The sequence below is a fragment of the Streptomyces sp. NPDC086777 genome (assembly GCF_040702065.1).
Taxonomy (GTDB): Bacteria; Actinomycetota; Actinomycetes; order Streptomycetales; family Streptomycetaceae; genus Streptomyces.
The window spans coordinates 47090-60621 of sequence record NZ_JBFBJI010000023.1 but is presented as its reverse complement, the minus strand read 5'-3'; the positions used below and the strand labels follow the sequence as shown (position 1 = coordinate 60621).

Genomic DNA, 13532 nt, shown 5'->3' with positions numbered 1-13532 from the left:
ACTCCACTCCCCGTCCTCCGGAGGGCGAGGGGCTTCCCCGGGACGGCTCGGGGCGGCTCGTGCTCGCCTTCCGAGGAGGAGGAACATTGGTCCGTACCCGACGCATATGGGTCACCGCGGCGGCGGTGCTCGCGCTCGCGGGAGGAGTGTCCGGCACCACCGCGCACGCTCAACAGGCCCCGGTCGCAGTCACGTCCGGCGGGAAGCTGCCACCGGGCTGGCACATCGACCGGGGGCGGCAGGCTCCCCAGCTGGTGTGGCGGTCCGGCAGACGGGTGCCGATGGGGGACGCGCGGGTCGAGTTCCGTGCGGACGGACGGCTGTTGGGGGTGCCGAAGCCGGAACGGGACGGGCGCAGCTTCCGGCTCGGCCTGCGCGGGGGACGTGCGGGCGCGCTGAAGAACCTTCAGGTCTGGTCCGGCGGACGCCAGTTGGACACCCGGACGGGCCCGGACGCGTCCGGGCCCGCGGCGGCGGCCCGGCCCCCGGCCCCGCTGCCCGCCAATCCGGTGGACCCGGGCAGGCCCGGACCCTACCGCACGAAGACGGGCTCGTACCGGCTCAAGTCGGTGCGCCTGCCCGGGTTCTCCGTACCGGTCGAGATGCAAGCGGCGGTGGTCGCGCCCACCGGGGCCTCCGGGGCCCGCCCGCTGGCCCTTTTCCTGCACGGCCGCCACGCCACCTGCTACGCCCCGCAGGGCGGCTCCGACGACGCCTCCGGCGCCTGGCCGTGCCCGGCCGGGACGCTCCCCGTGCCGAGCCACCGCGGTTACCTGCGCGACCAGCAACTGCTCGCCTCCCAGGGCTACGTGACGGTGTCGATCTCGGCGAACGGGATCAACGGCCAGGACTGGCAGGCCGAGGACGGCGGCGCGCAGGCCCGTTCGTCCCTGATCCGGCTGCACCTCGGGCACTGGGCCGACTGGGCGCGCGACCCGCGCCACGCACCCCCGATCGTGCGCGAGTCACCCCGCGCCGACCTCTCGCGCGTGCTGCTGATCGGCCACTCGCGGGGCGGCGAGGGCGTCAACCGGGCGGCGATGGACAGCCTGTACCCGCCGCCGGCCGGCCAGGACGGCTACCACGGCCCGGTGCGCTGGCACATCAGCGGGACCGTGCTGATCGGCCCCACCGTCTTCGGCCAGAACCCGGTGCCGGACGTGCCGTCGCTCACGATCCTGCCGGGCTGCGACGGCGACGTCTCCGACCTCCAGGGCGAGGTGTACGTCGACGGCACCCGCGCGGTCGGCAAGGGCAAGGCGCTGCACAGCGCGGTCTACGTGATCGGCGCCGACCACAACTTCTTCAACACCGAGTGGACGCCGGGGCAGGCGCAGGCCCCCGCGGAGGACGACTTCTCCGACGACCCGGACCACCCGGACCCGGTCTGCTCCCCGCACGCCGCGACCCGGCTGACGGCCGATCAGCAGCACCGGGCGGGCTCGACGTACATCGCGACGGCGGCCCGACTGTTCGTCGCGGGCGACGACCGGGCCCGTCCGCTGCTGGACGGTTCGGGACGGCGGGCGCCGTCGGCGGACCCGGCGCGGGTGCTCGCGCACGCGGTCGGTGCGAACCGGGGTGCCGGGTTCCTGCCGGACGGCAAGGTGACGGTGACCGGCGGCCGGCTGTGCTCGGCGGTCGATCCCGACCCGGCGGTGTCCTGCCTGGGCGCGGCTGCCACGGGCATCTCACCGCACTTCGCGCAGTGGGAGACGGGACGGGAGGCCGGCCGGCACGCGATCGCGCTGCACTGGACGTCCGCCGGGTCTGCGGCCCGGGTCCGGGTGGCGCGGCCGGTCTCGCTCGCGGGTGCCGACTCGCTCGCGCTGCGGGTCTTCGTGCCGCCGAACTCCCGGGGCACGAGTCTCGACGTGTCCGTCACCGACAGCCACGGCCGACGGGCCACGCTGGGGCGGGTCCGCGTCGACGGCCTGCCGGGCAGCGACCGCACCGCCTCCTACTGGGCGCGCGAACTGCGCGTACCGCTCACCGCCGCCCACCGGGCCGGGCTCGACCTGCGGTCCGTCACGTCCCTCGGCCTGACGCCGCGTTCGGGGTCCGGACAGGCCTGGCTGATGGACGCCTGGGGCTGGCGGCCGGGCACCCCGGCGGTCCACCCGGCCGTGCTGCCGCGCGTCGACGTCGGGCGGCTCACGGTCGACGAGGGCGACTCGGGCGTCCGCACCTACCACGTCCCGGTACGGGTGTCCGGGCGGGGCAGCGGGCAGGTCCGGGTGTACGTCGTCGACCCGGCGACCGGCACCGCGAAGGACCGCCTGGTCACGGTGGGCCCCGGCGGTCACGGCATCGACGTGCCGGTCGAGGTGCGGGGCAACACCCGCTACGGCGCGGACGTGCCGTACGACGTGCTGGTCAAGGCCGTCCACGGGGCGGTCGTCGGCTCGTACCGGGGCGGGGTGACCGTACGCAACGACGACCCGGCGCCCACCGTCACCGTGACCCCGCTCGCGGACCGGGTGACCGAAGGCTCGGCCCTGAAGTGGCGGATCTCGCTGTCGGCGGCCGCGGACACGGACATCGGCGCGCTGTTCGTACCGGTTCCGGTCGGCAGCGGCGGCACCGAGTTGTCCACCAAGGACGTCGACCCCACCTGGCTGGCCGACGTCTCCGGCGCGGAGCCGGACCCGGAACGGCCGCTGTCCCAGGTTGACGGGCTGTACCTGTGGCTGGACGTGCCCGCGGGACAGACCGGCCTGGACGTGACCGTGCCGACCGTCCGGGACCAGGTCGCGGAGCCGGCCGAGTCGGTGACCTTCCGGCAGACGGACGACGGCGGCGACCCGCTGCCCGGCGGACCGACGCTCACCGGCACGGTGCTGGACGCCGCGTAGCGTCGCCCGCGCCCTGAGAAGGTCCCGGCCTCCTCAGGGCGCCAGGGTCACCCGGATGCCGACCGTGCCGTCGACGCCCCGGCGCAGCCTGCTGCCGAGCAGGGTGAGGCGGCCGGTGATGCCGTACTTGCGGGCGATGAGGCCGCGGTAGCGGGCGGCGGTGGCCGCGTCGGTGATCTCGGCGGTGGCCGGTACAGGGTCGCCGGTCGGGTTGCCGCGCAGGTCGCAGGGGCCGACCGTGACGTCGGCGCGGCGGCGGATGCGCTTGACCTTGAAGGAGTCCGCGACCGTCCAGACGCCGAGCGCGTCCCCGTCCCTCACCACCCACACCGGGGTCGGGACGGGGGTGCCGTCCTTGCGGTAGCTGGTGACCAGCAGATACTTCCCGGCGCCGAGCCGGTCGAGGGCCGTCCCGGTGATGTCATCCATGCCCGGAGTCTAGGCGGATCCGGAACCGCGCCCCACGAGGGGCGGGGAACTGCGCGAACGGCCCCCACCGGACCGCGGCCGACGAAGCGCGCAACCGCGCAACCAGCGGAGCGTTCAGGAGTCCGCCCGCCCCTCGAGAAGTTCGAGATACCTCCGCGCGAACAGGTACGCGTCACCGGGCCACCGGGCCGACAGATAGCTGCCGTCCTCGACGACGAAGGCGTGCGTGTCGTCGGTCGCGGTGCCACGCCGGGTGAGCTCGCGGGGACCACGCTCGAACTGGGCGACGGGGTCGGCCAGGGCGGCCCGCACCTCGTCCTCCACGTAGGCGGGGTAGGTCCGGTAGTAGCGGCCCAGTCGCCACGCGGTGGTCATGTAGGCGGTGCGTTCCATGTACTTGGGCAGGCAGGTGGTGCGGCGGCCGGACAGGACGCTGCGTCCGGTGGCCGGGTCCCCGGTGCGGGCGAGGACGAGGACGCCGTGGCAGATCGCACCGACCGGGCGGCCGAGCGTCCAGAACTTCCGCACCTGTTCGCGCAGTTCGGGTGAGCCGAGGTACTGGCGCATGCCGGGCGCGTGACCGCCGGGCAGCAGCAGCCCGTCGAAGCCGCCGACGTCGAGGCCGGACCAGCCGGCCGTGGCGGTGAACTCCGGTGCGGCGGTGAGCTGTTCGTAGAACCGCTTGGGTTCGTCCTCGGCACCGAGCTGCCCGAACAGGACGCCGGTGAGCAGCCGGGGGTCGGCGGCGGGCCGGGTGCCGGCGCGCTCGGTGGCGAAGACGACCTCGTGGCCGGCTCGGGTCAGCTCCCGCCAGGGCACGGCCACCTCGGTCACGTCGAAGTCCCGGTCCGGCAGCGGCATCAGCACACGCATGCGGCCATGATGTCAGCCGCGCGGTCACGCCTCACGCGAGTGCCGCCGCCATCCGCCGTACCGCCTCCGTGATCACCTCGGGCGAGGTGGCCAGGTTGAACCGTACGTGCCCGGCGCCGCCGGTCCCGAAGGGGAGGCCGGAGTTGACGGCGACCCGGCCCCGCTCCAGGAAGACCTCGGAAGGATCGTCGCCGAGGCCGAGGGCGCGGCAGTCGAGCCAGGCGAGGTAGGTGGCCTCGGCGGGCCGGTACCGGATGCCGGGCAGGTGGCGGCCGAGCAGGCCGGCCAGCAGGCGCCGGTTCTCGTCGAGGCCCGCGAGCAGGGCGTCCAGCCAGGCGGTGCCGTCGGTCAGCGCGGCCGTGTGGGCGATGACGCCGACGTGGCTCGGACCGTGGCTGACCTCCTCCGGCAGCCGGGCGAGGTCGGCGGCCGCTCCGGGTCCGGCGAGGGCGAGGGCGGCCTTGAGGCCGGCGAGGTTCCAGGCCTTGGACGCCGACATCAGGGACAGCCCTCGCTCGGCGCCCGGCACGCTCAGGTACGGGACGAAGCCGACGCCCCCGGCGGTGAGCGGGGCGTGGATCTCGTCGGCGACGACCCGGACGCCGTACCGGTCGGCGAGGGCGGTGACGGCGGTGAGTTCGTCGGCGGTGTGGACGGTGCCGGTCGGGTTGTGCGGGCTGCACAGCAGATACCCGGCCCGGCGGCCGCCGAGCCCGCGGAACGCCGCCTCCAGCACGTCGAGGTCGATCCGGCCGTCGCTGCCGAGCGGAGCCTCCACCACCTCCCGGTCCAGGTGCGCGACGAACTGGTAGAACGGCGGGTACACCGGCGAGTTGACGACCACCGGGTCGCCGGGCCCGGTGACCAGCTTCAGCATCTCGACCACGCCGAGCATCACGTCGGGGACGATCGCGGTGCGGGTCACGTCGAGCCCGTGCCAGCCCCAGCGCTTCGCGGCGAACCCGGCGAGCGCCTCGGCGTAGCCGGTGCCGGCCGGGTAGCCGGTGTCGCCGAGTTCCATCGCGTCCGTGACGGCGCGGACGACGGCGGGGGCGAGCGGCACGTCCATCTCGGCCACCCACACCGGGAGCACGTCCTCGGGGTAGGTGCGCCATTTCATGCTGGTACGACATCGCAGCCGGTCGAGGGTGAGGGCGCGCAGCGGGTTCGGCTCGCCCGGAGTCTCCTGCGGGATGCTGGTCATGGGCTCAAGATAGGCGGCCGGGGCGGCCCCGGGAACGAGGCGTACGGCCGTGCCGTACTGCCACGGGATCGTAAAGATCACTGTCGCCGTGAACACCCCGGAGGCCGCCCGCGTATGGAGAGCAGGGCGCTCGACGACCGGAGGGCCCCGCGGTGCAGGCACCGCGCGTTCGGGGTTTCGGGAGCCATGGATGAGGCACGCACGACGACGGGTCGTCCGGCGGGGGACACAGCTGGCGGCGGTCGGCGGACTCCTTCTGGGGGGCGCGATGGTCACCACGGCCATGGCGAGCGAGACGCCCGGCACGTCCGCCGTCCCGTTCAGTGCGGGCTCCGCGACCGAGGCGGGCAACACCGGTGCGGCGCTGGTGGCGAAGCTCGGCACCGCCCGTACGGCGGGCAGCTGGATCGGCGCCGACGGCAAGCCGGTGGTCGCGGTGACCGACGCCGAGGCCGCGGCGGCCGTGAAGCAGGCCGGCGCGGAGCCCAGGATGGTGTCGCACAGCATGAACGAGCTGAAAGCGGCGACCGCCACGCTGAAGGCGGCGCCCCGGGTGGCCGGCACCGCGTGGGCGGTGGACTACAAGACCAACCGGGTGATGGTGGAGGCCGACAGCACGGTCTCCGCCTCGGACTGGTCGGACCTGAGCCGGGTCGCCACGGGCATCGGCAGTTTCGTGCAGATGCAGCGCTCCGAGGGCCGGTTCACCACCCGGCTGAACGGGGCGCAGCCCATCCTGTCGACGGGCGGCCGCTGTTCGGCGGGGTTCAACGTCACCAACGGGACCACCGACTTCATCCTCACCGCCGGTCACTGCGGTCCCGCCAACACCATCTGGTTCGACGAGGGGCAGGGCAACGACCAGCAGGTGGGCACCACCATCGACACGCAGTTCCCGGGCAACGACTTCTCGCTGATCCAGTACGCGTCCGGGAAGGCCGGTGACAACGCGGACGTGGTCGCGATCGGCAACGGCCAGGGCGTGCGGATCACGGGGGCGGCCGACCCGACGGTCGGCGAGAAGGTGTTCCGCAGCGGCTCCACCAGCGGGCTGCACGACGGCACGGTGACCGCGCTCAACGCGACCGTCAATTACCCCGAGGGCACGGTCACCGGGCTCATCCAGACCAATGTGTGTGCCGAACCGGGCGACAGCGGGGGCCCGTTGTTCTCCAACGGCATCGCGCTGGGAATGACCTCGGGCGGCAGCGGTGACTGCACCACGGGCGGGGTGACGTTCTTCCAGCCGGTGACGCGGGCGATGGCGGCGCTGAACGTGCAGCTGATCGTGGAGAAGCAGGCCGCCGGGCAGGGCGCCGCGCCCGCGCCGTCCGCGTCGGCCAACCACAGCGCCATCGCGCCGAGCGCGGCCTCGCCGGGTTCGACGGCGCCGGTCACCGGGGACGACACCGGCCTGATCGCCCGGCTCACGGACACCCGCAACATCGGACCGGGTCTGCTGGTGATCGGGGGCAGTCTGATCGCGCTGGTGGGCACACGCTTCATCCGTGCCGAACAGGACCGCAAGGCGTACCAGCGCTACTACTCGGCCACTTGGGGCTGACGGGGGCGGTGCGAGGTCTGCCGCGCGAGGTCTTGCGAGAAGGGGCACCCGGCCGCTGCGGGTGCCCGGGAGGGGCAGGTCAGGCCGTCTGGCCCGGCTGCTACGGGGTCGCCGCCGCCCATTCGAGGACGAGCCGCTGGTACTCCTCGCGCTGCTCGGTGCTCAGTGTCCCGCCCGACCGGAGCCACAGGGCCCGGATCTCCTCGTTGACCTCGTCGGCCGATCGCTCGGTGACGGTTTCAACAGTGGTGGACATGGTGTGAAGCATATGCCGCTCGACGTGAAGGCGCCGTGAGTAAGTACGACCGATGCGGACATATCGGACCGTGTTACTCATCACGTCAATGCGTCCGGCACGGGCGGGAGTTCGATGCGGTCCGGCAACGCCCGCACCTGCGGAAACGACAGTTCAGCCACCGGCACGGCCGAGCACCAGGACCTGGATCGCCAGGACGGCCGCACCCCGCGCCCAGTCGTGGAAGTCGGAGACCTTGGTCTCCAGGCCGATCGGGACGGCGAGCGGATGCCGGTGGGCGCGGACCGTCTCCCGCACCGTGTCGCCGGCCACCTCCATCAGGCCGACCCCCTCCCCGGCCAGCAGGATCTTCTGCGGCATGGCGAAGTTGGCGATCTGCGCGAGCAGCATGCCCAGGGCCCGGCCGGCCTCGCCGACCACCCGCGCGGCCATCGGCTCGCCCGCGGCGGCCCCGGCGAGGATCTCCTCGTACGAGGCGTCGCGGCCGGTGGCGGCGCGGACCTGGTAGCGGATGCTGGGGATGGTGAGCAGCGACGCGGCGCTGCCGCGCTCGCCCTGCGGGGTGAGCGGGCCCAGGGGGTCGATGATCCAGTGCCGTCCGAAGCCGCGGTCCTCCTCGGCGCAGGGGACCCGCCTGCCGCCGAGCACCAGGCCGTAGCCGATGCCGGCGCCGATGGTCAGGACGACGAAGCGGTCCAGTCCGCGGCCGGCGCCGAACCAGGTCTCGGCCTCGACCAGGGCGGCCACGTCGTTCTCCACGACGACCGGCAGCCCGGTACGCTCCCGCACCAGTCCGGCCAGCGGGACGTCGCGCCAGGACAGGTAGGGCGACTCGCCGACCACCGCGTTCTCCCGCACGAACCCGCCGACACCGATGCCGATGCCCGCGATCGCGGGGTGCCGCCCGGCGAGCTCGGCGGTCATGTCGGCCAGCAGGTCGGCGACGTACTTCGGGTCGTGGCCGGTGAGCGGCCGGTCGAGGCGGTCGACGATGTCGCTCCGGAGACTGGTGACGACGGCGTAGACCATCTCCTCGGTGATCTTGAAGCCGAGGAATGACCGGGACTCGGCGACCACGGCGAGCGGCTGCGAGGGCCGGCCCTGCCGCGCCTCCGGGGCGCCCGTCCAGGGGGCCTCGACGAGCAGACCGGACTCGATGAGCGGCTTGGTGAGGCGGGTGAGGCTGCCCTGGGAGAGATTCAGCCGACGGGCCAGCTCGGTACGCGACAGCGGGCCGTTGACGAGCACCTCGATCGCCACGGAACGCTCCGCGGAGCTCAGCGGCAGCCAGTCGGTCACGGTATTCCTTTTCTTCCGGAACTGAAGCAACCAAGCCACCCTACTGTGCGCCGGGTGCGCCGCATAAGCGCCCTGTCCGCACCTTTCTGACTTCCTTCCGCCCCTTGACGCCAAGATTCTTCCGCGACGAAAGTAACCCCCATGACTTTCTCACTCGGCATCGTCGGCGCCGGACAGTTCTCCGGCCAGTTCGCCACGCTGTTCCAGGCCCATCCCGGCGTCGGCGACGTGTACGTCACCGACCTGCTGCCCGAGCGGGCGGAGAAGCTCGCCGCCGCCCAGGGTCTGGCGGGCACCTTCCCGTCGTACGAGGCCATGCTGGAGTCGGGCGTCGACGCGGTCGCGATCTTCACCCAGCGCTGGACGCACGGCCCGCTGGTCCTGCAGGGCCTGAACGCCGGCAAGCACGTGTACTCCGCGGTCCCCATGGCGATCACGACCGAGGAGATCGCCGCGATCATCGACGCGGTCAAGGCGACCGGGCTGACGTACATGATGGGCGAGACCAGCCAGTACAACCCGGCGACCGTGCACGCCCGCAACCAGATCGCCAAGGGCGCCTTCGGGCGGCTCTTCTACGCCGAGGGCGACTACGTCCACGACATGGACCTCGGCTTCTACGACGCCTACCGCTACAGCGGCGGCGAGAACTGGAAGGCGACCGCCAGCTATCCCCCGCTGCTCTACCCGACGCACGCGGTCGGCGGGGTGCTCGGCGCCTGGCAGACGCACGCGGTGAGCGTGTCGGCGATCGGGGTCGTGGACGACCGGGGCGACGGCGTCTTCGACAAGGAGGTCAGCCAGTTCGGCAACGACGTCTCCAACGCGACCGCGCTGTTCGAGGTGGCCGGTGGCGGCTCGTTCCGTACCAACGAGTTCCGGCGGGTGGGCTACCCGTCGCACATCCGTGAGTCCCGCTTCCGGTTCTTCGGCACGGAGGCGAGCATGGAGCAGCTGGCGACGGTGGCGCTGTGGCAGGACAAGAAGGGCGTGCAGGACATCAGCGAGCTGCTGGAGCCCAAGCCGACCATGTCCCCCGACGACCCGTCCCTCCAGCACATCGCGCCGGAGCTGCGGGCCGCCTTCACCTCCGGGTCGGCCCCGGTGCACGACCGGGCCCGGCTGCCGCGCGAGTTCGACACGCTGCACAACGGGCACGAGGGCAGCCACCACTTCCTGGTGGACGACTTCGTGACCGCCGTCAACACACGCGCCCTCCCGACGGTCAACGCGTGGGTCGCGGCCCGCTACACCCTGCCGGGCATCGTCGCGCACGAGTCCGCGCGGCAGGGTGGGGCCAGGCTGGAGATCCCGGACTTCGGGGACGCCCCGGAGAGCTGACCGGGGCGGTGGCCGGGGCCGGGTGCCGTCAGGTGCCCGGCTTGCGGCCGTAGACGTAGACGTCGTCGCCGTTCTTCAGGAGCGACCAGTACTTCTTGGCCGTCGCCGTGGTCATGTTGACGCAGCCGTGCGAACCCGGCGGGTTCCACATGCTCAGCCCCACCGCGTGGAAGGCCTGGCCGCCGTCGAAGAACTGGCTGTAGGGCATCGACACGTTGTACAGCGAGGAGACGTGGTCGATGTCACGCCAGTAGATCTTCTTCAGGCCGGTGCGGGTGACGTACCCCTTGCGGCCGGTACGGACCGGGACCGGGCCGTAGACGAGCTTGTTGCCGTCCTGGATCCAGCTGAGCTGGAGCGTCAGGTTGACGCACGCGATGCGCCCCTTGTTGGTGGGGCACTTGCCGTCCTTGTTGGGCTTGTTCCCGACGGCCTTCTGCTTGTTCATCAGGTCCATCACGCCCCAGGTGACGGAGCCCGCGTAGCCGATGTCGGGCGTGATGCCGTGCTTGTCCTGGAAGGCCCGGATCGCCTTGCAGTCGGCGGCGGACTGCTTGCCGTCCACCGGCCGCCCGAGGAACTTCTCCACCTGCTTCTGGTACGGCCCGGCCTGCGTGGTGCAGCTCGCCGCCTGCGCCGGAGCGGAGGTGAGGGCGAGTGTGAGCGGTGCCACCAGGCCCGTGACACCGAGCACGACGGCACTTCGTCTGCGTATGTCCCCCATATGAAATCTGTCTCCTTTTCCGGTTTTTCCTGTGCTGTGGTCTCGTCGTACTGGACCGCCCGATGCGCGGCATTGGTTGTAGCCCGAGGCGGGCTGTGACGAAACGGTTAACTTAGCCGTCGCGGCCGCCCCGGCGGGCACCGGTCCACCTACCCGGAAGTGGACCGCGCCACAGCATCGTGGCCGACCTAGTGTGCGGGGCATGCATCCCGCACTCGCCGGCGATCTCGCCCGGCTTCCCGAACTCCTCCAGTCCGCCCGAGACGTGGCCGCCCGTGCGGCGGCCGGGGCGGCCGAGCGCCCGGTCGCCGCGCCCGGGCCCGCACCCGCGCGGGCGCCGCTGCCCGAGCACGGGGAGGGCGGCGCCGGCGCGCTGGCCCGGTTCACCGAGCGGTGGGCGCCGGGAATGTCCGCCTCAACCGGGCCACGCTACCTCGGTTTCGTCACTGGCGGTGTGACCCCCGCCTCCCTCGCCGGTGACTGGCTGACCTCGGCCTACGACCAGAACCTGGCCGCCGACACCGGTTCTTGGGGTGCCGCCCTGGAGCGCGAGACGGTCGGCTGGCTGGCCGGGCTGTTCGGACTCGGCGACGCGCACAGCGGGGCCTTCGTGACCGGCGCCACGATGTCGAACACGGTCGGTCTGGCCATCGCCCGGGAGTGGCTCGGAGAGCGGCTCGGGGTGGACGTCTCCCGGGCGGGCGCCGCCGCGCTCGGCCCGGTCGACGTGCTCTCCGGGAGCCCGCACTCCAGCATCGGCAAGGCGCTGTCCGTCCTCGGCATCGGCCGGGACCGGCTGCGCCCGGTGCACCTGCTGCCCGGCAACCGGGAGGCGGTGGACGTGACCGCCCTCGACGCGGCGCTGGCCGCACTGGGCGGGCGGCCGGCAATCGTCGTCGCCAACGCGGGCACCGTGAACACCGTCGACTTCGACGACCTGCGCGCGATCGCGGCCCTCAGGGAGCGGTACGGCTTCTGGCTGCACGTGGACGCCGCGTTCGGTGCCTTCGCCGCCCTCTCCCCCGCCCACGCCCCGCTCGTCGCGGGTCTCGACGCGGCCGACTCGGTCTGCGTGGACCTGCACAAGTGGCTCAACGTCCCCTACGACGCGGCCGTGCAGTTCACCCGCCGCCGCGACCTCCAGGTGGCGGTCTTCCGGAACGAGTCCCCGTACCTCGGTCTGCCCACCGGCACCCCGGACTTCCTGCACCTCACCCCGGAGACCTCCCGGCGGATGCGGGCGCTGCCGGCCTGGTTCACGCTCACCGCGTACGGCCGGGACGGGCACCGCGAGATCGTCGAGCGCAACGTCACCGAGGCCCGCCGCCTCGGCGCCGGCGTCGGGGAGCTGCCCGCCCTCCGCCTGCTGGCTCCGGTCCGGCTCAACGTCGTCTGCTTCACCCTCGCCGAACAGCCCACGCAGGAACGGGTGGCCGCGCTGGCCCGGGCGGTCGCCGCGTCCGGGGAGGGGTTCCTGACGCCGACGGTGTACCGCGGGGTCCCGGCGCTGCGGGCGGCGTTCAGCAACTGGCGGACCACCGAGGACGACACCCGGCGCGTACTGGCCGCACTCGCGACCGCGTCAGTGGCGCTCTGAGCCGAGCCGGGCCTCCCGGTGCGGCCGCAGCGCCGCGTGGAACCCGCCGTGCACGGCGGTGAGTCCGCCGTCGACGCCCAGGGCGGTGCCGGTGATCCAGGCGGCGTCGCGGGAGGCGAGGAAGGCGACCGCCGCGGCGACGTCCTCGGGCTCGCCCACCCGGCCGAGCGGGTACAGCGAGCGGACGGCGTCGAGTTCGTCGTCCCGGCCCGCCCAGGCCGAGGTGCGGACCGTGCCCGGCTCCACCAGGTTGACCCGGACCCCGCGCGCGGCCGCGTGCCCGGCGAGGGTGCGGGTCAGCGAGGCGAGGCCGGCCTTGGCGGCGCTGTAGGCGTGGTTGCCGAAGTCGGCGCGGGCGTTGACGGATCCGATGCTGACGATCGCGCCCCGGCCGGAGGCGGCGAGATACGGGAGGGCGGCGCGGCAGCAGCGGTGGACGCCGGTGAGCGTGACGTCGAGATCGAGGGCCCAGGCATCGTCCGGCTGGTCCTCGAAGAGGGGGAGGTCCGGGGTGCAGTGCGCGGCGCAGTTCACCAGGACGTCGAGCGTGCCGAAGAGGCCGACGGCCCGTTCGACGGCCGCCTCCACCGAGTCGCGGTCGGCGACGTCACAGGCGAACGCCTCGACCGCCAGGCCCTGTTCGCGCAGCGCGGCGGCCGTCCGCTCCGCCTCGGGCAGGTCCCGGTCGGTCGCCAGCACCCGCGCGCCCTCCTCGGCCAGCCTGCGGGCGACGGCCGCGCCGATGCCGCGGGCCGCGCCCGTGACGAGAACTCCGTATCCGGCAAAGCGAGTCAGTCCGGTCATGACGACGACCGTACGGGCCGCGCGATCAACAGGACAGATACCGTGCGCACATGACCGCGTTCCTGCAGCAACTCCCGGCCTTGATAGGCGTCGTGATCGGCGCGCTCGGTTCGTATCTCGCGGTGGTGCGGGGCGACCGGGCACGGTTCCGGCAGGAACAGGAGGCACGCTGGGAGGAGCGGCGGCTGACGGTGTACGCGGAGTGGGCGCAGGCGTTGAAGAGGACTGTCTCCGTCGACTACCGGGTGGCCGCGCATCTGGGCAACGACCCGCATCCCCACCCGCTCTCCCCGCAGGAGGCCGCGCCCCTGCTGGCCGCGGCCCAGTTGGACCGTGATCCCTACGGCGAGAAGCTCATCATGCTGGGCAGCCCGGCGGTGGTCGGCAAGGCCCAGGAGTGGGTCGTCGCGGTCATGGAGATGGAACGCTTCCTGCGGGAGGGACGGCAGGCCCCCGAGACGTGGCGGATCCTGCTGGACCGGCAGCGGGACGGCCGCGACGCCTACTACGCGGCCGTGCGCGCGGACCTGGCACTGCCGCCCGGGCACTCCGGGCGGCTGCCGCTGCCGGTGGAGACGTGAGGCTG

12 protein-coding genes are annotated in these 13532 nt (G+C 73.1%); 5 read left to right on the top strand and 7 right to left on the bottom strand.

The annotated features are described in order from the left end of the window. The first annotated feature begins 86 nt into the window (after window positions 1-86). Window positions 87-2855 carry a hypothetical protein gene (locus AB0472_RS29205; RefSeq protein WP_366360610.1) on the top strand — a complete coding sequence of 923 codons (2769 nt, stop codon included), beginning with the start codon at window positions 87-89 and terminating at the stop codon, window positions 2853-2855. A 33-nt stretch (window positions 2856-2888) separates the two neighbouring features. Here the strand turns inward: AB0472_RS29205 and AB0472_RS29200 are convergent, their stop codons facing one another. The 3 genes from AB0472_RS29200 to AB0472_RS29190 all read right to left on the bottom strand — a co-directional run bounded on the left by AB0472_RS29200 (window position 2889) and on the right by AB0472_RS29190 (window position 5361). Continuing rightward, window positions 2889-3284: a PPOX class F420-dependent oxidoreductase gene (locus AB0472_RS29200; RefSeq protein ID WP_366360608.1), complete on the bottom strand. Its 396-nt coding sequence runs from the start codon at window positions 3282-3284 to the stop codon at window positions 2889-2891. A gap of 114 nt (window positions 3285-3398) precedes the next feature. Continuing rightward, window positions 3399-4157, bottom strand: coding sequence for a type 1 glutamine amidotransferase domain-containing protein (locus tag AB0472_RS29195; RefSeq protein WP_366360606.1), 759 nt, complete (start codon window positions 4155-4157; stop codon window positions 3399-3401). Between the two features lie 31 nt (window positions 4158-4188). After that, a complete protein-coding gene (locus AB0472_RS29190) occupies window positions 4189-5361 on the bottom strand; it encodes an aminotransferase class I/II-fold pyridoxal phosphate-dependent enzyme (protein WP_366360604.1) in 1173 nt (390 codons plus the stop codon). Window positions 5362-5551: 190 nt separating this feature from the next. Here AB0472_RS29190 and AB0472_RS29185 point away from each other — a divergent pair, with 190 nt between their 5' ends. Then, window positions 5552-6925: a S1 family peptidase gene (locus tag AB0472_RS29185; RefSeq protein ID WP_366360602.1), complete on the top strand. Its 1374-nt coding sequence runs from the start codon at window positions 5552-5554 to the stop codon at window positions 6923-6925. Between the two features lie 100 nt (window positions 6926-7025). Here the strand turns inward: AB0472_RS29185 and AB0472_RS29180 are convergent, their stop codons facing one another. After that, a complete protein-coding gene (locus tag AB0472_RS29180; protein ID WP_351500593.1) occupies window positions 7026-7181 on the bottom strand; it encodes a hypothetical protein in 156 nt (51 codons plus the stop codon). Between the two features lie 153 nt (window positions 7182-7334). Beyond that, window positions 7335-8480, bottom strand: a complete 1146-nt coding sequence (locus AB0472_RS29175) for an ROK family transcriptional regulator (RefSeq protein ID WP_366360600.1) — start codon at window positions 8478-8480, stop codon at window positions 7335-7337. 141 nt (window positions 8481-8621) lie between these two features. Here AB0472_RS29175 and AB0472_RS29170 point away from each other — a divergent pair, with 141 nt between their 5' ends. After that, complete coding sequence (locus AB0472_RS29170; RefSeq protein ID WP_366360598.1) at window positions 8622-9821, top strand: Gfo/Idh/MocA family oxidoreductase; 1200 nt, start codon at window positions 8622-8624, stop codon at window positions 9819-9821. Between the two features lie 28 nt (window positions 9822-9849). Here AB0472_RS29170 and AB0472_RS29165 read toward each other — a convergent pair whose 3' ends face one another. Beyond that, complete coding sequence (locus tag AB0472_RS29165; RefSeq protein ID WP_366360596.1) at window positions 9850-10545, bottom strand: L,D-transpeptidase family protein; 696 nt, start codon at window positions 10543-10545, stop codon at window positions 9850-9852. A 202-nt stretch (window positions 10546-10747) separates the two neighbouring features. Between AB0472_RS29165 and AB0472_RS29160 the strand changes: the two genes are divergently transcribed. Next, the gene (locus tag AB0472_RS29160) at window positions 10748-12142 is read left to right on the top strand and encodes a pyridoxal-dependent decarboxylase (RefSeq protein ID WP_366360594.1); all 1395 of its coding nucleotides are present in this window, start codon (window positions 10748-10750) and stop codon (window positions 12140-12142) included. Here the strand turns inward: AB0472_RS29160 and AB0472_RS29155 are convergent. Next, a complete protein-coding gene (locus AB0472_RS29155; protein WP_366360592.1) occupies window positions 12128-12946 on the bottom strand; it encodes an SDR family NAD(P)-dependent oxidoreductase in 819 nt (272 codons plus the stop codon). The genes AB0472_RS29160 and AB0472_RS29155 overlap by 15 nt on opposite strands. A gap of 50 nt (window positions 12947-12996) precedes the next feature. Between AB0472_RS29155 and AB0472_RS29150 the strand changes: the two genes are divergently transcribed. Next, window positions 12997-13527: a hypothetical protein gene (locus AB0472_RS29150; RefSeq protein WP_366360590.1), complete on the top strand. Its 531-nt coding sequence runs from the start codon at window positions 12997-12999 to the stop codon at window positions 13525-13527. Window positions 13528-13532: the final 5 nt, after the last annotated feature.